Annotated in this window: 13 protein-coding genes; 9 read left to right on the top strand and 4 right to left on the bottom strand. The window is 71.5% G+C overall.

Features of this window, described 5'->3' with window-relative positions; translation table 11 throughout:
• Positions 1–55: 55 nt before the first annotated feature.
• Positions 56–2,350, bottom strand: a complete 2,295-nt coding sequence (locus tag ABD987_RS29730) for a hypothetical protein (RefSeq protein ID WP_345401182.1) — start codon at positions 2,348–2,350, stop codon at positions 56–58.
• A gap of 85 nt (positions 2,351–2,435) precedes the next feature.
• Between ABD987_RS29730 and ahcY the strand changes: the two genes are divergently transcribed.
• On the top strand, positions 2,436–3,908 hold the full coding sequence (ahcY, locus tag ABD987_RS29725; protein WP_345401179.1) for an adenosylhomocysteinase: 1,473 nt from the start codon (positions 2,436–2,438) through the stop codon (positions 3,906–3,908).
• A 90-nt stretch (positions 3,909–3,998) separates the two neighbouring features.
• Here the strand turns inward: ahcY and ABD987_RS29720 are convergent, their stop codons facing one another.
• A complete protein-coding gene (locus ABD987_RS29720; protein WP_345401176.1) occupies positions 3,999–4,997 on the bottom strand; it encodes a hypothetical protein in 999 nt (332 codons plus the stop codon).
• Positions 4,998–5,245: 248 nt separating this feature from the next.
• On the opposite strand from ABD987_RS29720, the gene ABD987_RS29715 reads away from it, so the two are divergent.
• Both ABD987_RS29715 and ABD987_RS29710 read left to right on the top strand, forming a co-directional pair.
• On the top strand, positions 5,246–5,530 hold the full coding sequence (locus tag ABD987_RS29715) for a hypothetical protein (RefSeq protein ID WP_345401173.1): 285 nt from the start codon (positions 5,246–5,248) through the stop codon (positions 5,528–5,530).
• Positions 5,531–5,637: 107 nt separating this feature from the next.
• Positions 5,638–6,279, top strand: coding sequence for a dTMP kinase (locus ABD987_RS29710; RefSeq protein WP_345401685.1), 642 nt, complete (start codon positions 5,638–5,640; stop codon positions 6,277–6,279).
• 16 nt (positions 6,280–6,295) lie between these two features.
• On the opposite strand, the gene ABD987_RS29705 is transcribed toward ABD987_RS29710, so the two are convergent.
• Together ABD987_RS29705 and ABD987_RS29700 are read right to left on the bottom strand one after the other, a co-directional pair.
• Positions 6,296–8,662, bottom strand: coding sequence for a GcvT family protein (locus ABD987_RS29705; protein ID WP_345401170.1), 2,367 nt, complete (start codon positions 8,660–8,662; stop codon positions 6,296–6,298).
• 256 nt (positions 8,663–8,918) lie between these two features.
• Positions 8,919–9,704, bottom strand: coding sequence for an IclR family transcriptional regulator (locus tag ABD987_RS29700; protein WP_345401167.1), 786 nt, complete (start codon positions 9,702–9,704; stop codon positions 8,919–8,921).
• Positions 9,705–10,006: 302 nt separating this feature from the next.
• Here ABD987_RS29700 and mtrA point away from each other — a divergent pair, with 302 nt between their 5' ends.
• The 6 genes from mtrA (at position 10,007) to secA (ending at position 19,690) form a co-directional block, all read left to right on the top strand.
• Positions 10,007–10,684, top strand: a complete 678-nt coding sequence (gene mtrA / locus ABD987_RS29695; RefSeq protein ID WP_345401164.1) for an MtrAB system response regulator MtrA — start codon at positions 10,007–10,009, stop codon at positions 10,682–10,684.
• A 7-nt stretch (positions 10,685–10,691) separates the two neighbouring features.
• On the top strand, positions 10,692–12,476 hold the full coding sequence (mtrB, locus tag ABD987_RS29690) for an MtrAB system histidine kinase MtrB (RefSeq protein ID WP_345401161.1): 1,785 nt from the start codon (positions 10,692–10,694) through the stop codon (positions 12,474–12,476).
• Positions 12,473–14,203, top strand: a complete 1,731-nt coding sequence (locus tag ABD987_RS29685) for an LpqB family beta-propeller domain-containing protein (protein WP_345401158.1) — start codon at positions 12,473–12,475, stop codon at positions 14,201–14,203. Before mtrB ends, ABD987_RS29685 begins: the two co-directional genes overlap by 4 nt.
• Positions 14,204–14,572: 369 nt before the next feature.
• Positions 14,573–15,337, top strand: a complete 765-nt coding sequence (locus tag ABD987_RS29680) for a ComF family protein (RefSeq protein ID WP_345401682.1) — start codon at positions 14,573–14,575, stop codon at positions 15,335–15,337.
• Between the two features lie 537 nt (positions 15,338–15,874).
• Positions 15,875–16,567 (top strand): ribosome hibernation-promoting factor, HPF/YfiA family, encoded by a 693-nt coding sequence (hpf, locus tag ABD987_RS29675; RefSeq protein ID WP_345401155.1) that lies wholly within the window; start codon positions 15,875–15,877, stop codon positions 16,565–16,567.
• A gap of 207 nt (positions 16,568–16,774) precedes the next feature.
• Positions 16,775–19,690, top strand: a complete 2,916-nt coding sequence (gene secA, locus ABD987_RS29670) for a preprotein translocase subunit SecA (RefSeq protein ID WP_345401679.1) — start codon at positions 16,775–16,777, stop codon at positions 19,688–19,690.
• The last annotated feature ends 73 nt before the right edge of the window (positions 19,691–19,763 follow it).

Genomic DNA, 19,763 nt, shown 5'->3' with positions numbered 1-19,763 from the left:
GGAGTCCTCAAGGAGGCAGGCCCCCACGGACCTTTACGCGGTCGCCAATGGACGGTCAGCGCGGCGTGGGGAAGTCGCCGAAGAGGGCGCCCTGCTCACCCCAGCGTTTCGACGGTTGTCCCGGCCGGGACAACCCCGCGGCCATCGCGACCGCGTTGTCCCATTCGGGATCGACCAGGTAGTCCCGTTGCTTCAGGACCCCGGGTGCCCAGCGATGACGCCCGGTCGGCGGACGCAGCGGATCCGGCAGCCAGTGGTCGCCGCCGAGGACGAGCACGCCGTGCGGATCCGGTTCGGCGGCGAGCGCGCCGGTCCCGCCTTCGGGCAGGTAGCCGTCGCCGAGCAGCTTGCCGGAGGTCACCTGGTGCCGCCAGGTCGTGACACCGCCGCCGAAGATGTCCGTCCCCCGGCACAGCGCCCGCCACCGGCCGTCCAGGTCGCCGAACAGCGCCGCCAGCGACTCCGGCGGCAGCAGCGCGGGAAAGGCCCGCTGGTAACCCCACTGCAACGGGGAGCCCGCGGTCAGCAGGCCGACGCGTTCGAGGTCCTCGTCCGGCAGCTCACCGGTCAGCCGTGACGCGGCGAGCACGGCGAGCAGGCTGCCCAGGTTGTTTCCCGAGAGCACGACGCGGGTGTTCGGTTCGGCGAGGTGTTCCTTGACCCGGCCGGCCAGCTCCGGCACCACCTTGAGCGCGTAGCACGGCGGGACGGTGGGATGGGCGGCACGCGGCCAGAAGCACACCAGATCCGCCAGCGCGCCGAGGTGCCTGCCGCGCTGCGGGTTCTTCGCCGCGGTGTAGACCACGCGCAGCAGCCCGGCCGCGAGGCCGGCGAGCGCGAACACACCGATGGCCGACAACGGCTCGAACCAGCCGGGGTCCAGGCGGAAACCGAAGCGCACCACCAGGAGCGCGATCCCGCCCGCGGCCATCGCCAGCGCGACGGCGAGCGCCAGGTGGTGCAGGTGGCGGCGTTCCCAGGACGATCGCGCCCACGCCGAGGCGGCGTCCGCCTCCTGCTTTTCGTCCACCTCCATCAGCGCCACGATCTCGGGCACACCGCGGCGGCGACGGCGCAGCGGGACGGCGATCGCGAAACCGAGGACGCCGAGTACGAGGGCCAGCGCCAGCCCGCCGCCCCACAGCACGGTGATCAGCCGGTAGGTGTCGGGGAGCCGGAGCCCGTCGGCGCCGGCCAGCCCGCGCACCGCGGCGGCGAGCCCGGCGCCGAAACCACCGCCGAGCAGGCCGGCGAGCGCGAGCACCGGCGCGGCCGTCCAGCCGCCCGCCCACGGGCGCAGCCGTCGTGGCTGGTCCTTCCAGGTACGCCGGGCCAGCAGCGCGGCCGGGATCAGCGTCAGCGCGAACAGCACGGTGACCACGAGCTGCGCGGCGCCGAGGCCCTCCACCGTCGGGTCCATGCCGGGCAGGCGGTGCCCGCCGCCGGGCAGCGGCAGCGCGCGGATCGCAGCCACCACGACCACGGCCCCCGCGAAGGCGATCAGGGCGCGGCGGGCGGCCGGGCCGGCGTCGGTGCCGATCGTGACGGTCACGATCGCGGCGAGCACCAGCGCGAGCGCGCAGATCCACACGACGATGTCGAACGGCGCGTCCGGCACCCGCAGCGGACCGCCGGTCAGCGGCAGCGCGACGCAGGCCAGCGCGGCGACGGTGTGCGTGACCCGCAGGCCCGGCGTGTCCGGATCGGTCCGCAGCCGGAGCGGCCCGGCGCGGCGCACCCCGTCCGGGGCGTGCACCTTCCAGTCCGTCGAGGAGATCCGGTGCAGCACCAGGATGATCGCGAACAGCGGGAGCACGCCGAGCGTCATCCGGAGCGGGGAGGACGCGCGCAGCCACGCCGGTGCCCAGGGGAGACAGCCCGAACCGGGGGCGAGGCACTGGGTGGCGAGCAGGTCGAGCGCGATCGCGGAGAGCTGGCTGACCAGCAACATGGTCAGCAGCAACGCCGCGATGCGGAGCAGACCCCGGCACAGCGCGCCGAGGAACGCGGCGAAGCGGCTGCCCGGCGGCACCGGCGGCAGCATCCAGAACGCGACGTTGGCCAGCGAAAACGGGAACAACAGCGCCCAGGTCGCCTTCGCCGCGCCTCCCGAGGTCATCCCGCTCCAGAGGTAACCCTCCAGCGTGCGGGGGATCGAGCGGCCCGGGGCGGGCAGCACCGGGCCGGGCGCGGGGCGGCGCAGCCGGTCGGCGGGACGGATGACCCGGCCGAGCCCGTCGCCCGCGACGGCGACCGTCGCGACCGAGTCCAGCAGGCTTTCGCCACTGGTGCCGACCAGCCCGGCGACGCGCAGTTCGACGACGCGGGTGTCGGGGCCTGGAAGCGGCACGATAAGGGTCTCCTCAACGTCTGACGAGCATCAAGGCGACAACGGTAGTGTTCGGATGTCGTCGAGTCTTGGAGGAACCGCCACTATGACCCCCGAAAGCGTTGCCCAGCGGCACCAGACCCGCAATGGCATCGAATTCGCCGTCGCCGACCTCGAGGCCGCCGAGTTCGGCCGCAAGGAGATCCGCCTCGCCGAGCACGAGATGCCCGGGCTGATGGCGCTGCGCCGGGAGTACGCCGAGGTCTACCCGCTGCGCGGCGCGCGCGTTTCCGGGTCGCTGCACATGACGGTCCAGACCGCGGTGCTCATCGAGACGCTGGTCGCGCTCGGTGCCGAGGTGCGGTGGGCCTCCTGCAACATCTTCTCCACCCAGGACCACGCCGCCGCGGCGGTCGTGGTCGGCCCGCACGGTACGGCGGAGGAGCCCAAGGGCGTCCCGGTGTTCGCGTGGAAGGGCGAGTCGCTCGAGGAGTACTGGTGGTGCACCGAGCGGATGCTCACCTGGGACGGGGACGGCCCGAACATGATCCTCGACGACGGTGGCGACGCCACGATGCTGGTGCACAAGGGCACCGAGTACGAGAAGGCGGGCGTCGTCCCCACTCCGGACGAGAACACCTCGGACGAGTTCCGGGTGTTCCTGGAGCTGCTGCGCGCGTCCGTCGCGGCCGACACCGGGAAGTGGACGAAGCTCGGCGAGGGTGTCCGCGGCGTCACCGAGGAGACCACGACCGGCGTGTTGCGGCTCTACCAGCTCGCCGCCGCCGGTGAGCTGCTGTTCCCGGCGATCAACGTCAACGACTCGGTCACCAAGTCGAAGTTCGACAACCGGTACGGCATCCGGCACTCGCTGATCGACGGCATCAACCGCGGCACCGACGTCCTCATCGGCGGCAAGGTCGCGGTCGTCTGCGGCTACGGCGACGTCGGCAAGGGCGCGGCGGAGTCGCTGCGCGGCCAGGGCGCGCGGGTGATCGTCACCGAGATCGACCCGATCTGCGCGTTGCAGGCCTCGATGGACGGCTACCAGGTCAAGAAGCTGGAGAACGTCCTCGGCGAGGCCGACATCATCATCACGACCACGGGCAACAAGGACGTCGTGATGGCCGAGCACATGGCGAAGATGAAGCACCAGGCGATCCTGGGCAACATCGGGCACTTCGACAACGAGCTCGACATCGCCGGGCTGGCCCGCTACCCGGGCGTGCGCCGGGTGAACATCAAGCCGCAGGTCGACGAGTGGGTGTTCCCGGACGGCAAGAGCATCATCGTGCTGTCCGAGGGCCGCCTGCTGAACCTGGGCAACGCGACCGGGCACCCGTCCTTCGTGATGTCGAACAGCTTCGCGAACCAGGTGATCGCGCAGATCGAGCTGTTCACCAAGCACGAGGAGTACGACAAGGAGGTGTTCCGCCTGTCCAAGAAGCTCGACGAGAAGGTCGCGCGGATCCACCTCGAGGCGCTGGGCGGCGAGCTGACCAAGCTCACCAAGGAGCAGGCCGAGTACATCGACGTCGACGTCGAGGGCCCGTTCAAGTCCGAGCACTACCGCTACTGACCTGACACGAGCAAGGGACCTTTACTACCACCCGGCGGCAGTAAAGGTCCCTTGCTTAGTCCCGCTGGCGGGACGCGGCGTACGGACGGCTCAGCCGTCGTTCCACTCCACGGCGACGCCGGCCAGGCCCGGCCCGGCGTCCCGGTAGTAGGCGCTGGTGACGCCCTGCGCGTCGCACGGCAGCTCCTCGGACTCGACCGGCAGCGCGTCGTCGCGCGCCCGGATCTGCCGGGTACACCGCGCGGGCAGGGCGTCCGCGGTGAACCGCAGTTGCAGCAGGTAGCTCGCGCACTGATCGCGCAGCATCCGGTAGTAGCCGGGCGAGGCCGAGCCCGAGTCGTCGCGGACCTCGAAGCAGAAGACGTGGATGTCGCCCTCGGCGAGCTTGCGGTCGAAGAGCAGCTCGGTCGCCATGGTGTCGTGCTCGGGGTTGCGCCGCATCCGGCCCGCCCGGCAGCCCTCGTCGGTGATCAGCTCGACGTCGGCGATCCGGCAGCCGGGGTCGCCGTTGTACACCGTGACGTAGCGGTCGGGACCGTGCCGCCGGGCGCGGGTCACCAGCCGGGTCCGCACGCTCACCTGGCGGTGCGCGGAGTCGAAGGTGATCGTGTCGTGCACCGACAGCAGTTCGAGGTCGGCGTTGTGCCGGTTGGTGGCGGGGTAGGCGCCGAGCTCGGCGAGCAGTTCGTCGACGATGGAGCCCATGTCGCCGGACCGCAGGTCGTGGAACGACGCGGCCATCTGGTGCCCGCGCGGGCGGCCCACCCGGGGGCCGATCAGCACCACGAGGGAGTTCGCGGGCAGCTGGAGCACCGCCTCCAGTGCGCGGACGGCGGGCAGCGCTTTCGGCACCTCGGGCTGACGCAGCCCGCGCTGCCAGTAGCTCAGCGTCGACTGTCCGATCTGGACACCCCGGAGGCTGAGGTGGGCGCGCAGCCTGGCCAGTGACAGGCCACGGTGCGCGATGGCCAGGCGCAGCGCCTGGTGGAACTCGCCGCCGCGCAGTGCCGCGGAAAGCTCCTTCGGCAGCTCGCCGGCCGGACGGCGGGCACCGTCGATGATCAAGGGGAGGTCTCCGTCTGTTGCCACCGCTCGTCCCTTCACCCGAACAGTGTGTGCGCTGGGCGTGAACACCGCGGAACGTTCACGTTAGCAGTGCCCGGGAACGCTGCCGACCCCCGTTCGGGGTGGCTGGGCGCGGAACCGCCTCCGTTCCGCGTTCCGGTGGCGGGGCGGAACGGTCCGTTCGTCCGGATGGCGTTCTTGCCCGGCGTGACCACGCTGTTCACCGTGGTGACCACCGAATGGTTCGCCCATATTCGAGCAGGAGGCCGTCCGTGCCAGTGATCTCGAATCGGGCTCGTACCGCCGCGGCGGTGAGCCTGGCCTTGTGGCTGGCCCTTCCCGCGACGGCGGAGGCGGCCGCGCTTCCGTCGTCCTATCAGGACACCATCGCGCGGGCGGAGACCGCGCGGCAGGTGATGCCCCGTGGCGGGGACACGCCCGCCCAGCAGAACGGTGACGACGGCGTCTGGGTACCCCTGTTGCTGCTCGGCGGCCTGCTGGTCGCCAGCGCGGGTGGCTACCTGGTGTACGCGTTGCGCCGTCCCGTCGAGACCTGACCGGTGGGCCCGGTGGTGAGCATCCCCGCCGGGCCCACCGGTCGACCACGTGAATAGATAGGTTCTTCGACGGGTCTGTCGATAGGGTCTTGTCCGTGGGCCGACTCGTGGTGATCGAAGGACTGGACGGTGCCGGGAAGCGCACCCTGACCGACCGGCTGACCGGTGCGTTGCACGCGGCGGGGGCGAGCGTCGGGAAGCTCGCGTTCCCGCGCTACGGCGAGAGCGTGCACGCGGACCTCGTCCGCGAGACGCTGCACCGCGGCCACGGCGACCTCGCCGACTCCGTGTACGGGATGGCGATGCTCTACGCGCTCGACCGCAGGGGCGCCGTCGCGGACATCCGCGCGCTGCTGGCCGCGAACGACGTCGTCCTGCTGGACCGGTACGTCGCCTCCAACGCCGCCTACGCCGCCGCGCGGCTGCGCCAGGACGCGCACGGCGAGGTCGTGCGCTGGGTCTGGGACCTGGAGGTCGAGCGGTTCGGCCTGCCACGCCCGAGCACGCACCTGCTCCTGCGGGTCGCACCGGAGGTCGCCGCCGAGCGGGCCGAACGCCGCGCGGTGACCGAAGCCGATCGGGCACGCGACGCGTTCGAGACCGACGACGCGCTCCAGACGCGCTGCGCCGCCGTGTACGACGAACTCGCGGCGTCGGGGTGGCTGGCTCCGTGGCACGTGCTCGACGGCGAGGGCGGCGCCGCGCACACCGACGCCGACTCGCTCGCGAAGGAACTGTTCCTCTCCTGACCGCTCGCGCCGGGGCTCAGCCGCGCCCGGCCGGGCCGTCGGACGGCTCGGCCACCACGACGGCCGGGACCCGCTCGGCGAAGTACTCGATCTCGACGGGCGTTCCCGGTTTCGTGTGCGCCACGGGCAGCCAGGCGTAGGCGAGGTTCTCGCCGGTCGTGTAGCCGTACGCCGCGCTCGTGACGTAGCCGGCCGGCCGGCCGCCCGCGTACACGGGTTCGTCGCCGAGCACCACGGCGTGCGGGTCGCCGACGAGCAGGCGGGTCAGCCGCCGGGTGACCGTCGCGGCGGAGCGGCCTTCGAGCGCGTCCCGGCCGAGGAAGTAGCCCTTGTCCGCCCGGACCGCGAACCCGAGGCCGGCTTCGTAGGGGTCGTGCTCGGTGGTCATGTCCGTGCCCCAGGTCCGGTAGCCCCGCTCCACGCGCATGCTGGTGAACGCCTCCCGGCCCGCCGCGATGATCCCGTGCGGCGCGCCCGCCTCCCAGAGCGCGTCCCACAGCCGCCTGCCGAGGTCCGCGCCGGTGTGCAGCTCCCAGCCGGGTCCGCCCACCGAGGACTGTCGCATCGCGAGCACCGGAACGCCGCCCACGTAAGTGAATCTGGCCTCGTGCCGGCCCATCACATGATGTGCGAAGTCCAATGTGGACAGTGGCTGGAGTACCCGTTTCGCGAGCGGGCCCCACAGGCCGACGCAGCAGGTGCCGGGGGTGGTTTCGTGGATCTGCACGGTGCCGTCGCCAGGCAGGTGCCCGCGCAGCCAGGCGAGGTCGAGCGGGCCGTTCACTCCGGCGTGGAAACGGTCGGCGGCCAGCCGGGCGACCGTGAGATCGCCGCGGACGCCGCCGTCCTCGCCGAGCAGCAGCGTGTAGGTGATCGTCCCGGGCGGCCGGTCGAGCTGGTTGGTGGTCATCGCCTGGAGGAACGGGAGCGCGCCCGGCCCGGTGACCTCCAGCCGCTTCGACGGCGTCAGGTCGAACAGCGCGACGCGTTCGCGGGCGACCAGCGCCTCGGCGCCGCCGATCGGCGACCAGTACCGCGCGGCCCATTCGTTGCGGTCCGGGATCTTCCCGACCTCGGGCAGGTCCGCGTTCCCGGCGTACCACTGTGGACGCGCCCAGCCGTCCGCTTCCCGGAAGTGCGCGCCCAGCTCGGCCTGGCGTTCGTGGAACGGGCTCGTCCGCAGCGGCCGCGGTCCGTCGCCCGGCTGCGCGGGATGGATGATGTCGTACACCTCGGCGAAACTCTGTCTGCTCCGGGCGTGCACGTACTCCGGTGCGAGCTGGACCGGTTCGAAGCGGGCGAGGTCGCAGGCGTGCACGTCGGTCCTCGGTTGCCCGTCGACGAGCCATTCGGCCAGCGCGCGGGCGACGCCCGCGGAATGGGCGACCTCGACGGCTTCGGCGACCCAGAACCCGTCGAGGTCCGGGTGCTCACCGAGCAGCGGCAGGCCGTCCGGGGTGAACGGGACCAGTACGTTGACGCCCTCGGCGACCTCCGCCCCGCGCAGCGGAGGCAGCAGTTCGGCGGCCGCGGCCCACGACGGGCCGAAGTCGTCCGGGGTGAACGTGAGCCCCGACAGCGGCGGCTGGTGCCCGTGCGCGCCGACGCCGAGCCGGTTCCCGTGCGTGCGGAAGGACAGCCCGGCGTCCTGGTGCCGCAGGATCGGCGGGGCCGCTCCGGAGAGCGCGGCCAGTGGTGTCGTCCTCGCGTACTGGCGTGCCATCGGGACCAGCGGCACGGTGAGCCCGACCAGATCGCCGAGCAGCGGCCCCCACAGCCCGGCGCACGACACGACGACGTCGGCGCGGAACCGGCCGCCGCCGGTGACCACGGCGGTGACCCGCCCGCCCGACCGTTCCACTCCGGTGACCCGGTGCCCGCCGAGGAACCGCGCCCCGCGCCCGGTCGCCCGGCGCGCCTGGACCTCGGCCGCGCGCCGGGAGTCCGCCAGCCCGTCGCCGGGGGTGTGGAAGCCGCCGAGGACCTTCCCCGCGTCGAGCAGCGGGTGCAGGGCGGCGCACGCGTCCGCGTCGAGCAGGGTGCCCGGCACGCCCCACGAGGTCGCCCAGCCGTGCCGGCGCCGCAGATCCGCCCAGCGCGCCGGGGTGGTGGCGACTTCGAGCCCGCCGACGTCGCGGAAGCACCGGCGGCCGTCGAGGGTGAGCCCGTGGTACTTCTCGGCGGTGTACCGGGCGAACTCGGTCATCGTCTTGTGGCGATGGGTGCGGAACACCAGCCCCGGCGCGGGCGGTACGGGTGCTCCGGACAGTTCGCCGCGTTCCAGCACCGTGACGTCGGTCCAGCCCCGTTCGGTGAGCTCGTCGGCGAGCGCGCAGCCGACGATCCCCGCGCCGACGACGACCACGCGCGGCCGTGCTGCCATCGGGTCCTCCTCTGCTGCCCGGATGTCCACAGTGGACTGACGGGCGCCTGGCTCGCGGGCGTGTCCCGCGGGAGGTTGCGGACAGGGGAGTGCGTTCCGTCTTCTGCAACAAAGTGCGCGATGCCGGCCGCGCTGTCAATCGTCCGAAAAGGTTGCTGCCACCGGGTGGTTGCCCAGGTGAACAGCACAGTCCGGCGAATGGGCGAGGTAACGGCACGGCCTCCCCCGTCGATTCGACCTCGGGGGAGTGGGCGCCTCATTCCGCGAAATAGCCGAGCTGGGCGGAAAGGTCCATCGCCGCGTCGGTCAGCGGGCGCACGATCTGCCGCACGCGTTGTTTCGAAAGCCGGTAGGAAGGTCCCGAAACGCTCATCGCGGCCACGACCTCGCCGCCGGGACCGCGGATCGGCACCGCGACCGCGTGCATGCCGAGTTCGAGTTCCTCGTAGCAGGCCACGTACCCGTCCTCGGTGACGCGGTCCAGCTCGGCGGTCAGCTCCTCCGGGTCCACGACGGTGCGCGGGGTGTACTGCTCCAGCTTGCGCCGCAGGAGGCGCTTCCGCTCCGTTTCGGGCAGCGCCGCCAGCAGGACCTTGCCGCTGGACGTCGCGTGCAGCGGCGTGCGCTGGCCGGTCCAGTTCTGCGTGGTGATCGCGGCCGAACCGCGGGCCTGGCTGATGTTGATCGCGACGCCGTCGTCGGCGATGGCGATGTTGACCGTCTCGCCGAGCGACTCGGCCAGCGTCTGGCAGCTGGCCCGGCCCAGCTTCGCGAGGTCCATCCGGCCGGTGGCGGCGCCCGCCAGCCGGACGATGCCGAAACCGATGGCGTACTTGCCGCGCTCGCCCAGCTGCTCGACGAGGCCGCGTGACTCCAGGACACTCAGCAGGCGGGACGCCGTCGACTTGTGGACCCCGAGCTCACCGGCGATCTCCGTGATCCCCGTTTCCCCGTTGCGGGCGAGCAGTTCCAGCACGCTGATCGCGCGGTCGACCGATTGCACCTGGCTTCCCGTTGCGTTGCGCGAGCCCTGGTTCCGCATGACGCAACACTAACGGCTGACGCCGAAAAAGTTCGGCTGAGCGGGCGAACCCGCAGCTCGGCGGCCTCCACCCCGGACCTCGCGCAGGACAGTCTCCGCCGGACTCGGCGCGTTGTCGGTGAAAAGCACGCTCGGGGTTCCGGTGACGCGGGTATGGTGGCGGCTGAAGGGACGGCCCGGGGGCGGCCGCCACCCGGAAGGCCCGCACCCGGATGGAGCAAATCGGCCCGATTTCGGATCTTTCCGGCCGCCGAAGCCCGGGTCGCGCGCCCACGTGCGGGCAGTAGTGCGAATATGTGTGCATGAAGGCACGTGTCTTGGTGGTCGATGACGACCCCGCACTCGCGGAGATGCTCACCATCGTGCTCCGTGGGGAGGGGTTCGACACGGCGGTGGTCGCCGACGGTTCCCGCGCGCTGCCCGCGTTGCGGGAGCTGAAACCCGACCTCGTCCTGCTCGACCTCATGCTGCCCGGGATGAACGGCATCGACGTCTGCAAGGCGATCCGGGCCGAGTCCGGCGTGCCGATCGTCATGCTCACCGCCAAGAGCGACACGGTGGACATCGTCCTCGGCCTGGAGTCCGGCGCCGACGACTACGTGGTCAAGCCCTTCAAGCCGAAGGAGCTGGTCGCCAGGGTCCGCGCCCGGATGCGCCGCACCGAGGCCGAGCCCGCCGAGTCGCTCACCATCGGCGACCTGTCCATCGACGTCCCCGGCCACGAGGTCACCCGCGAGGGCAAGGCCATCCCGCTCACCCCGCTGGAGTTCGACCTGCTGGTCGCGCTGGCCCGCAAGCCGCGTCAGGTGTTCACCCGCGAGGTGCTGCTCGAACAGGTGTGGGGCTACCGGCACGCGGCCGACACCCGGCTGGTCAACGTGCACGTCCAGCGGCTGCGGTCGAAGGTGGAGCGCGATCCGGAGCACCCCGAGGTGGTGTTGACCGTGCGCGGCGTCGGGTACAAGGCCGGCCCGCCGTGATCCGTCCATGACCGCGTCGGTCCCGTCGGCCCCGGAGCAGCCGGACGCCCCGGAGAACGCCGGGGCGTCCGAGGGTGATCGGGCGCCGGGTTTCGCCCGCTCGGCGGTGCGCCTCGTAGGGCGCGTCGCCGCTTTCGCGCGCCGTCGTGTCGTCGGGTTCAACGAGCTGTGGCGGCACTCGCTGCAGTTCCGGGTCACCGTGTCGACGCTGGCCCTGTCCTCGGCGGTCGTGTTCGTGCTGGGCATGGTGCTGCAGAACCAGATCACCGAGCGGCTGCTGGACACGAAGCGGACCGCGGCGATCGAGCAGACGCGGGCGCTGGCCGACACCGCGGCTTCGGAGCTGGTCGGCGTCGGCGGCGAGAACACCGACGCGATGCGGGCCCGGCTGGAGAACGCGCTCAAGAAGATCGCCAGCAGCCCGGCGAGCCAGGGCGGCGCGGGCTCGGCGGCGGGCACCTTCGACCCGGTGCTGGTCAGCGGCGGGCGGGACCAGGTGGGCAGCGTCCCGGTGGCGGCCGGGCCGTTCGCCAGCGTGCCCGAGCGGCTGCGCCAGTTCGTCGAGTCCAACCAGGTCAGCTACCTGGAACACACCGTCGACGACCCGAACGGCGGCCGCACGACCTACCTCATCGTGGGCACGCCGCTGAGCACCATGGCCAGCCCGTTGCAGCTGTACCTGCTGTTCCCGCTGACCAGCGAGCAGAACACGGTGTCCACCGTGCAGAACACGCTGCTCGTCGGCGGGCTGGTGCTGCTGCTGTTGCTGGCCGGGATCACCAACCTGGTCACGCGGCAGGTGGTACGGCCGGTGCGGCAGGCGGCGGCCGCCGCCGAGCAGTTCGCGGGCGGCGACCTCGACCAGCGGCTCGCCGTGCTCGGCGAGGACGACCTGGCGAAACTCGCCGTGTCCTACAACGAGATGGCGGCGAGCATCCAGCGGCAGATCCGGCAGCTGGAGGAGTTCGGCGGGCTGCAGCGGCGGTTCACCTCCGACGTCTCGCACGAGCTGCGTACCCCGCTGACCACCGTCCGGATGGCCGCCGACGTGCTGCACGCCTCGCGCGAGCAGTTCCCCGCCGGGCTCGCCCGCTCCACCGAGCTGCTGGTCGACGAGCTCGACCGGTTCGAGGCCCTGCTCGGCGACCTGTTGGAGATCAGCCGTCTCGACGCCGGTGTCGAGGAGCTGTCCGCCGAGTTCATCGACGTCCGGCCGATCGCGACCAGGGCCGTCGAGCAGGTGCGGGTCATCGCGGGGAACGCGGGCAGCTCGATCGAGCTGGTGCTGCCCGAGCAGGAGACGACCGCCGAGGTCGACGCCCGGCGCGTCGAGCGGATCCTGCGGAACCTCCTGGCCAACGCCGTCGACCACAGTGAGGGCAAACCGGTGGTGCTCACCGTGGGAGTCAACGACAACGCCGTCGCGGTGACGGTCCGGGACCGCGGTGTCGGGCTGCGGCAGGGCGAGGCGGAGCTGGTGTTCAACCGGTTCTGGCGCGCGGATCCCTCCCGCAACCGGCGCACCGGCGGCACCGGGCTGGGCCTGGCGATCAGCCAGGAGGACGCGCGCCTGCACGGCGGTCAGCTCGACGCGTGGGGCGAGCCGGGGTACGGCGCGTGCTTCCGGCTGGTGCTGCCGCGCAGGCAGGGCGCGGCGGTGGAGGAGAGTCCGCTGCCGCTGCCGCCCGCGGACCACGTCCCGCCCGCCGCCGAGCCGAAGGTGATCGGCACTCTCGAGGTGCAGCCCGCGCCGGACGCCCTGCTCGCCGAGCGTGAGGAGGTCGGCCGGTGAGGCGTGCCGTGCTGGCCGTGCTGTGCCTCGTGCTGCTCGCGGGCTGCGCGAACATCCCGCAGGAGTCCCAGCCGATGGTGGTGCCGGGGGACAAGCCGCCGCAGGCGATCGCCACCGTGCCGGATCCGCCCAAGGACATCGACGCGCTGTCGCTGGCCCGCGCCTTCGTCCGCGCGAGCGCGCTGCCGGGGCCGAACAACGCCGCGGCGAAGGTGTACCTCGACGAGCAGGCCCGTGCGAACTGGAAGCCGGGCCGCGGCATGACGATCATCGACGACATCTTCAACACCACCTACGACACCGAGAACCGGCCGCCGGATCCGAACGTGCAGGTGGTGAACGTGCACGGCTTCGCGCTGGGCGCGTTGAGCGGGGACAGCTCGTTCGTCCCGAACCAGGGGCCCTTCAAGCTCCAGCTGGAACTGCGCCGGCAGGGCGCGGCGGGGCAGTGGCGGATCGTCAACCCGCCGCCGAACCTGGTCGTCACCGACACCGACTTCTCGGTCAACTACATCCGCGTCCCGGTGAGCTTCTACTCGCAGGACGCCGGCACCTTCGTCCCCGATCTCCGTTACGTGGTCGCGAAACCGCAGTCGGGGCTGGCCGGCCGCGTGATGGACCTGCTGATGCTCGGGCCGTCCGAGGGGCTCGCCGGATCGGTGCGGAACTTCCTCGCCGATCCGATCACCATCGAGAACAACGTCAAGACCGCCGACGACGGTTCGGTCGTGGTGCCGCTGACCGGGCTGACCGGGGCGTCGCCGGAGTCGCGGAACCTGATCGCGGCGCAGATCGTGCTCTCGCTGCAGACCGTGACCTCGACCCGGATCCGGCTGCTCGCCGACGGCGCGCCGCTCGTGCCGGGGCACGAGTACTGGCGGGCGAGCGAGCTCCCGGCGTACGGCGCCGTGGCGTCGCCGAGCTCCGATCTGCTCGGCCTGATGACCGTGGGCGGGCGGGTGCGCTCGCTCGGCACCGGCGCGCCGGTCGAGGGCCCGGCGGGCGCGGGCGGTTACGACGTCGCCAGCGCGGCGCAGTCGATCGACGGGAAGCGGCTCGCGGTCGTCGAGCGCGCCGAGGGCCGGATGCGGCTGCGGGTCGGCGACTACGGCCGGGAGCTGCCGCAGACCGAGCTGTTCGGCGGCTCGCTCACCCGGCCGACCTGGCGCCCCGTCGCGCCCGGCGGCGACGCCTCCGGCGAGGTGTGGACGGTCGTCGATCACACGACGGTGGCGCGGCTGGTGGTGGCGCCCGGCGGGCACTGGGCGCCGCAGGGCGTGAACGCCAACGAGGTGACCGCGCTCGGCCCGATCACCGAACTCCGGCTCTCCCGTGACGGCGCGCGCGCCGCGGTCGTGGCGGGCGGGAAGCTGGTGGTCGCCGCAGTGGTGCGGACCGCGGATTCGGTGACGCTGCGGGCGCCGCGGCTGCTGCAGGGCCGTGATCTCAAGGACGTCGTGGACGTCGACTGGGCCACGCCCGACACCCTCGTCGCGGCCACGTCGTCGAACTCGCAGCCGGTGGTGAAGCTGCCGCTCGACGGGCTGCGGATGGACGCCTTCAACAGCTCGAACCTGACGCCGCCGGTGCACGCCGTCACCGCGGGCCCGAACCGGCCGATCGTGGTCGCCGACGGCGGTGGCCTGTGGGTCGCTTCGGAACTGGGCGAGGTCTGGCGTCCGCACGGCCACACCACTCCCGGCGCGGACCCCTTCTACCCCGGCTGAAGTCTTTCGCGGCTGTCCTCCGCGGGCTTCCGGTGCCGTCGGGCGATAGCAAAGGTCCCTTGCTCCCGGTTCCGCCGGGGCGGAGTGCTGAAGGACGCTTTCAGTGCATCTGGCGCACTGAGGGACGCCTTCGGTGCAGCCAACGCACTGATGGGCGCCTTCGGTGCGCTCCCCGCACCGAGGGACGCCCTCGTCGTGCCAGCGCACCAAGGGCGTCCCTCGGCACCACCCGGCGTCCGGGCCGCCGATCCGCCGGGCGGTGTCCCGAACGGCGCGTTCGGGACACTCAACGTCCCCAACGGCCCGTTCGCGACGGACGGGACCGCGCGGGGCCGGAAACTGTCGGTGCCCGCGTGGACACTCCCCGGCATGAATTCCCCGATGCTCGACCTTCTCGTCCCCGCCCGCTGCGCCGCCTGCGGTGTGCGCGGCGCCCCCTGCTGTCCCGAGTGCGGCCGGGTGTGGGGAGCGCTGACCGAGGTCACCCGCCTGCCGACGGCGGGCGTCGTGCCGGTCTACGCGCTCGCCCGCTACGAGGGCGTGGCCAAACGTCTCCTGCTCGCCTACAAGGAGCGCGGCCGCCGCGACCTCGGCCCGCCGCTCGGCCGGGCGCTGGCCGGCGCGCTGCCGTCGCTGCTCGCGGCCTGCGAGCCCGGCCCGGCGAGTTCCCCGAGCGATGGTCCCCGAACCGGGAAGCCCCGAACCGGGAATCTCCGGGCTGGGATTTCCGGAGGTGGGATTCCCACTTCCGGGATTTCCGCTTCCGGCGTCTGCCTGGTCCCCGCGCCGAGCAGACGCTCGGCGTCCCGGCTGCGCGGCGGCCCGCACGTCCGGCGGCTGGCCGAGGCCGCGGCCGGGACGCTGGCCCGCCGGGGCGTCCCGGCCGTGGTGGCCCCCGCGTTGCGGCTGGCGGGCGGCGCGAAGGACGCGGTCGGGCTGAGCCGCGCACAGCGGCTCGCGAACCTCGAAGGACGGCTCCGGTTCGTCCCGGCGGGACGGCCGCCGCCGGGGGTGCCGGTGGTGGTGCTCGACGACGTCGTGACCAGCGGTGCCACGGCCGCGGCGTGCGCGCGGGCGTTGCGTGCGAACGGGGTACGCGCGGTCGCGGTGCTCGCCCTGCTCGCGGCCGGGTGACCCGGGTGTCACCTACATGAGTGACCTTTGGCGGGAACGTCGCGGCGCTCGCCGCCGTTGTCGGGATATGAGGGTCTACCCCGGAAACACCTCGATGGCCGACCACTCCACCGGAGTGGCGGCTGTGCCGGGCGGGGTCGTCACCCTCGGTTTTCCTGGTGCTGAGGCATTGCGCCGTCCGCGTGAAAACGAGTCACGGGAACGGCGCCGGAACCGCGAGGATTTTGCGGTGATCACCCCGGCTTCACTGCGCGCCGTAACGGGTTCCCACCCCTCGACATCCCCCGGCTCGGGGGCTGTTGTAACGGCCGTGATGAAGCTAACGTGCTCCGCAATCAGCAATCCCCGCAGGCAGGGAGGTGACCAGCCCATGTCCCTGGCGCCGGAGGTGCGCTGAGTTCGCGCTCGGACATCCGCCGCGAGACGTCGCGACCGTCTGCCGAGTTCCCTCAGCCCGCGATCCGGGCTTCGTCCCCTCTTTACCGGCGCCCTGGTGAATCACAAAGCTCGCAGTCATTTCAGCGAGGGAGGTCGTGTATGGACATCGTCGTTAAGGGCCGCAACGTGGAGGTGCCCGAGCATTACCGGGCGCTCGTCAGCGAAAAGCTGGCCCGGCTTGAGCGCTACGACAAGAAGGTCATCCGGTACGACGTGGAGCTCTTCCACGAGCCGAACCGCAGGCAGGCCAAGAGCTGCCAGCGGGTCGAGATCACCGGAAAGGGCAGGGGCCCGGCCGTACGCGCCGAAGCGTGTGCCGCCGACTTCTACGCAGCGCTGGACTCCGCGGTCACCAAGCTCGAGAACAGGTTGCGGAGGACACATGACCGGAGGCGCGTGCACTACGGCCGCAGCCGTCCGGAATCGGTCGCCGAGGCGACCTCGATGGCGATGACGCCTGGCACGTCCCCGGCGAGTTCCGCCGCTCCCGCCGCGCGTACCGCGGTGTTGGAGGCACCAGAGGCCGAAATACTCGCGAATGGTTTCGCGGCCTCGAGTGTCGAAGAGATCCCCCAGCAACAGCGCTGGGAAGACGACGAGCTGAGCTACCAGCCCGGCCGCGTCGTCCGCGAGAAACAGCACTCCGCGGACCCGATGACGGTGGACCAGGCTCTCTACGAGATGGAGCTGGTCGGCCATGACTTCTACTTGTTCAACGACTCCGAAGCCGGCAGGCCGAGTGTCGTCTACCGCCGGAAAGGCTTCGACTACGGCGTGATCCGGCTCGGCTGAGCCCGCCCGGAAGACATCCGACGAGCGGCCCGCACGCACCCCGCGTGCGGGCCGTTCGCGTGCGTGCACGCAAGGTGCGTGCGCGTACGCTGTCCGGTTCCCTACGATGGGGGAACGCGACCGCGGCGCACGACGCCGTGATCGCCGCCGATGCTGCCCGGGACCGGCTCGGGCGCGATCATGAATCCAGCTAGTGAGGTCGACCGGATGGTGCTGAACCGCCTGCTCCGCGCGGGCGAGGGCAAGATGGTGAAGCGGCTGCGCAACATCGCCGCTCACATCAATACCCTCGAAGACGACGTCAAGGACCTGTCCGACGCCGAGCTGCGGGCGAAGACCGAGGAGTTCCGCAAGCGGTATCGCGAGGGTGAATCGCTCGACGATCTGCTGCCGGAGGCCTTCGCGGTCGCGCGCGAGGCGGGCAAGCGGGTGCTCGGCCAGCGGCACTACGACGTCCAGCTGATGGGTGGCGCGGCGCTGCACCTCGGCCAGGTCTCCGAGATGAAGACCGGTGAGGGCAAGACCCTGACCTGTGTGCTCGCGGCCTACCTGAACGCGATCCCCGGCGACGGCGTGCACATCATCACGACCAACGACTACCTCGCCAAGCGCGACGCGGAGTGGATGGGCCGGATCCACCGCTTCCTCGGCCTGGAGGTCGGCGTCATCCTGGCCGAGCAGTCGCCGGAGGTGCGGCGCCAGCAGTACAACGCCGACATCACCTACGGCACGAACAACGAGTTCGGCTTCGACTACCTGCGCGACAACATGACCTGGAGCCTGGACGAGTGCGTCCAGCGCGGGCACAACTTCGCGGTCGTCGACGAGGTCGACTCGATCCTCATCGACGAGGCGCGGACCCCGCTGATCATCTCCGGTCCCGCCGACCAGTCCTCGCGCTGGTACGTCGAGTTCGCCCGGCTCGCGCCGCTCATGCAGGGCATCGACACCACCACGATGGGCACGCGCGAGCGGGTCGAGAAGGCGAACCTGATCAACGGGAAGTACCACTACGAGGTCGACGTGCGGAAGCGCACGGTCGCGGTCACCGAGAAGGGCGTCCGGTTCGTCGAGGACCAGCTCGGCATCGACAACCTCTACGAGGCCGCCAACACCCCGCTGGTCGGCTACCTGAACAACGCGCTGAAGGTCAAGGAGCTCTACCACCGCGACAAGGACTACATCGTCCGCGACGGTGAGGTCATGATCGTCGACGAGTTCACCGGGCGAATCCTGGTCGGCCGCCGCTACAACGAGGGCATGCACCAGGCGATCGAGGCCAAGGAGAAGGTCGAGATCAAGGCCGAGAACCAGACGCTGGCCACGATCACGCTGCAGAACTACTTCCGGCTGTACAAGAAGCTGTCCGGGATGACCGGTACCGCCGAGACCGAGGCGGCCGAGTTCCACCAGACCTACAAGCTGGGTGTGGTGCCGATCCCGACGAACCGGCCGATGGTCCGCGCCGACCAGGCCGACCTGATCTACAAGAGCGAGCAGGCGAAGTTCGAGGCCGTGGCCGAGGACATCGCGGAGCGGCACGAGAAGGGCCAGCCGGTGCTGGTCGGCACCACCAGCGTCGAGAAGTCCGAGCACCTGTCGAAGCTGCTGCTGAAGCTGGGCGTGCCGCACGAGGTGCTCAACGCGAAGCACCACGACCGGGAGGCCGTGCTGATCGCCCGGGCGGGCCGGGTCGGCGCGGTCACCGTCGCCACCAACATGGCCGGCCGCGGTACCGACATCGTGCTCGGCGGCAACGCCGAGCCGATCGCCCAGGAAGTGATGAAGGAACGCGGCCTGGACCCGGAGCAGACGCCGGAGGAGTACAACGCCGTCTGGCCGGAGGTGCTCGAAGGCGTCAAGAAGGAACTGGACGCCGAGGAGAACGCCAACCAGGTCCGCGAGGCGGGCGGGCTCTACGTGCTCGGCACCGAACGCCACGAGTCGCGCCGCATCGACAACCAGCTCCGCGGCCGGGCCGGCCGGCAGGGCGACCCCGGCGAGTCGCGGTTCTACCTTTCGCTCGGGGACGAGCTGATGCGCCGCTTCAACGCGACCATGGTCGAGCGCGTGATGACCACGATGCGCCTGCCCGACGACGTGCCGATCGAGCACAAGATGGTGTCCAAGGCCATCAAGAGCGCGCAGACGCAGGTCGAGCAGCTCAACATGGAGACTCGCAAGAACGTCCTCAAGTACGACGAGGTCATGAACGAGCAGCGGAAGGTGATCTACAAGGAGCGCCGCCGCGTCATCGAGGGCGAGGATCTGCGCGAGCAGATCGAGCACATGCTCATCGACGTCGTCAACGCCTACGTCGACGGCGCGACCGCCGACGGGTACGCCGAGGACTGGGACCACGAGAAGCTGTGGTCCGCGCTCAAGACGCTCTACCCGGTCGGCATCGAGTGGGACGAGCTGATGGAGGACGGCGACCTCGACGCGGACGAGCTTCGCGCCGCGCTGGTCGAGGACGCGCACCGTGCCTACGACCGGCGCGAGGCCGAGATCGACGAGCTGGTCGGCGAAGAGGGCGCGATGCGCCGCCTGGAGCGTCAGGTGATGCTGACCGTGCTCGACCGAAAGTGGCGTGAGCACCTCTACGAGATGGACTATCTCAAGGAGGGCATCGGCATGCGGGCGCTCGCGCAGCGCGATCCGCTGATCGAGTACCAGCGCGAGGGCTTCGACATGTTCCGCGCGATGCTGGACTCGCTGAAGGAGGAGGCCGTCGGCTTCCTGTTCAACCTCCAGGTCGAGCGCGCCGAACCGGCGCCGGTCGCCGAGGAGGCCGCCGCGGCGCTGCCCACCGGCGTGCACGGCAACGGCAACGGCCAGGCCCCGGAGAACGAGGGCAGGCACGCCCGCCCGGCGCCGCCGCAGCCGCCGACGACCGACACCGACTCGGTGCCCTCGGCCCTGCGGGGCAAGGGCCTCGGCGGTGGCGGCGGACAGACCGGGCTGACCATGTCCGGCCCGTCCGAGGACGGCAGCGTCGAGTCCCATTCGGACAGTGCCGCGGACGAGGCGGCCGGTGGTGGTGCGGGTGGTGGCACCCGCCGGGAGCGCCGCGCCGCGCAGCGCGCCGAGGCGAAGAAGGGCAAGAAGGGCCCGCGCCGCTGAGAAGCAGGTAGTCACCGGAGGGCCGTCGCGTACTGGAACGCGGCGGCCCTCCGGCACGTTCTCCCGGTGTGCG

The sequence above is a fragment of the Amycolatopsis samaneae genome (genome assembly GCF_039541975.1).
GTDB classification, from domain to species: domain Bacteria; phylum Actinomycetota; class Actinomycetes; order Mycobacteriales; family Pseudonocardiaceae; genus Amycolatopsis; species Amycolatopsis samaneae.
Note: the sequence above shows the minus strand (reverse complement) of the source record. Positions and strands in the feature narration are given on the sequence as shown.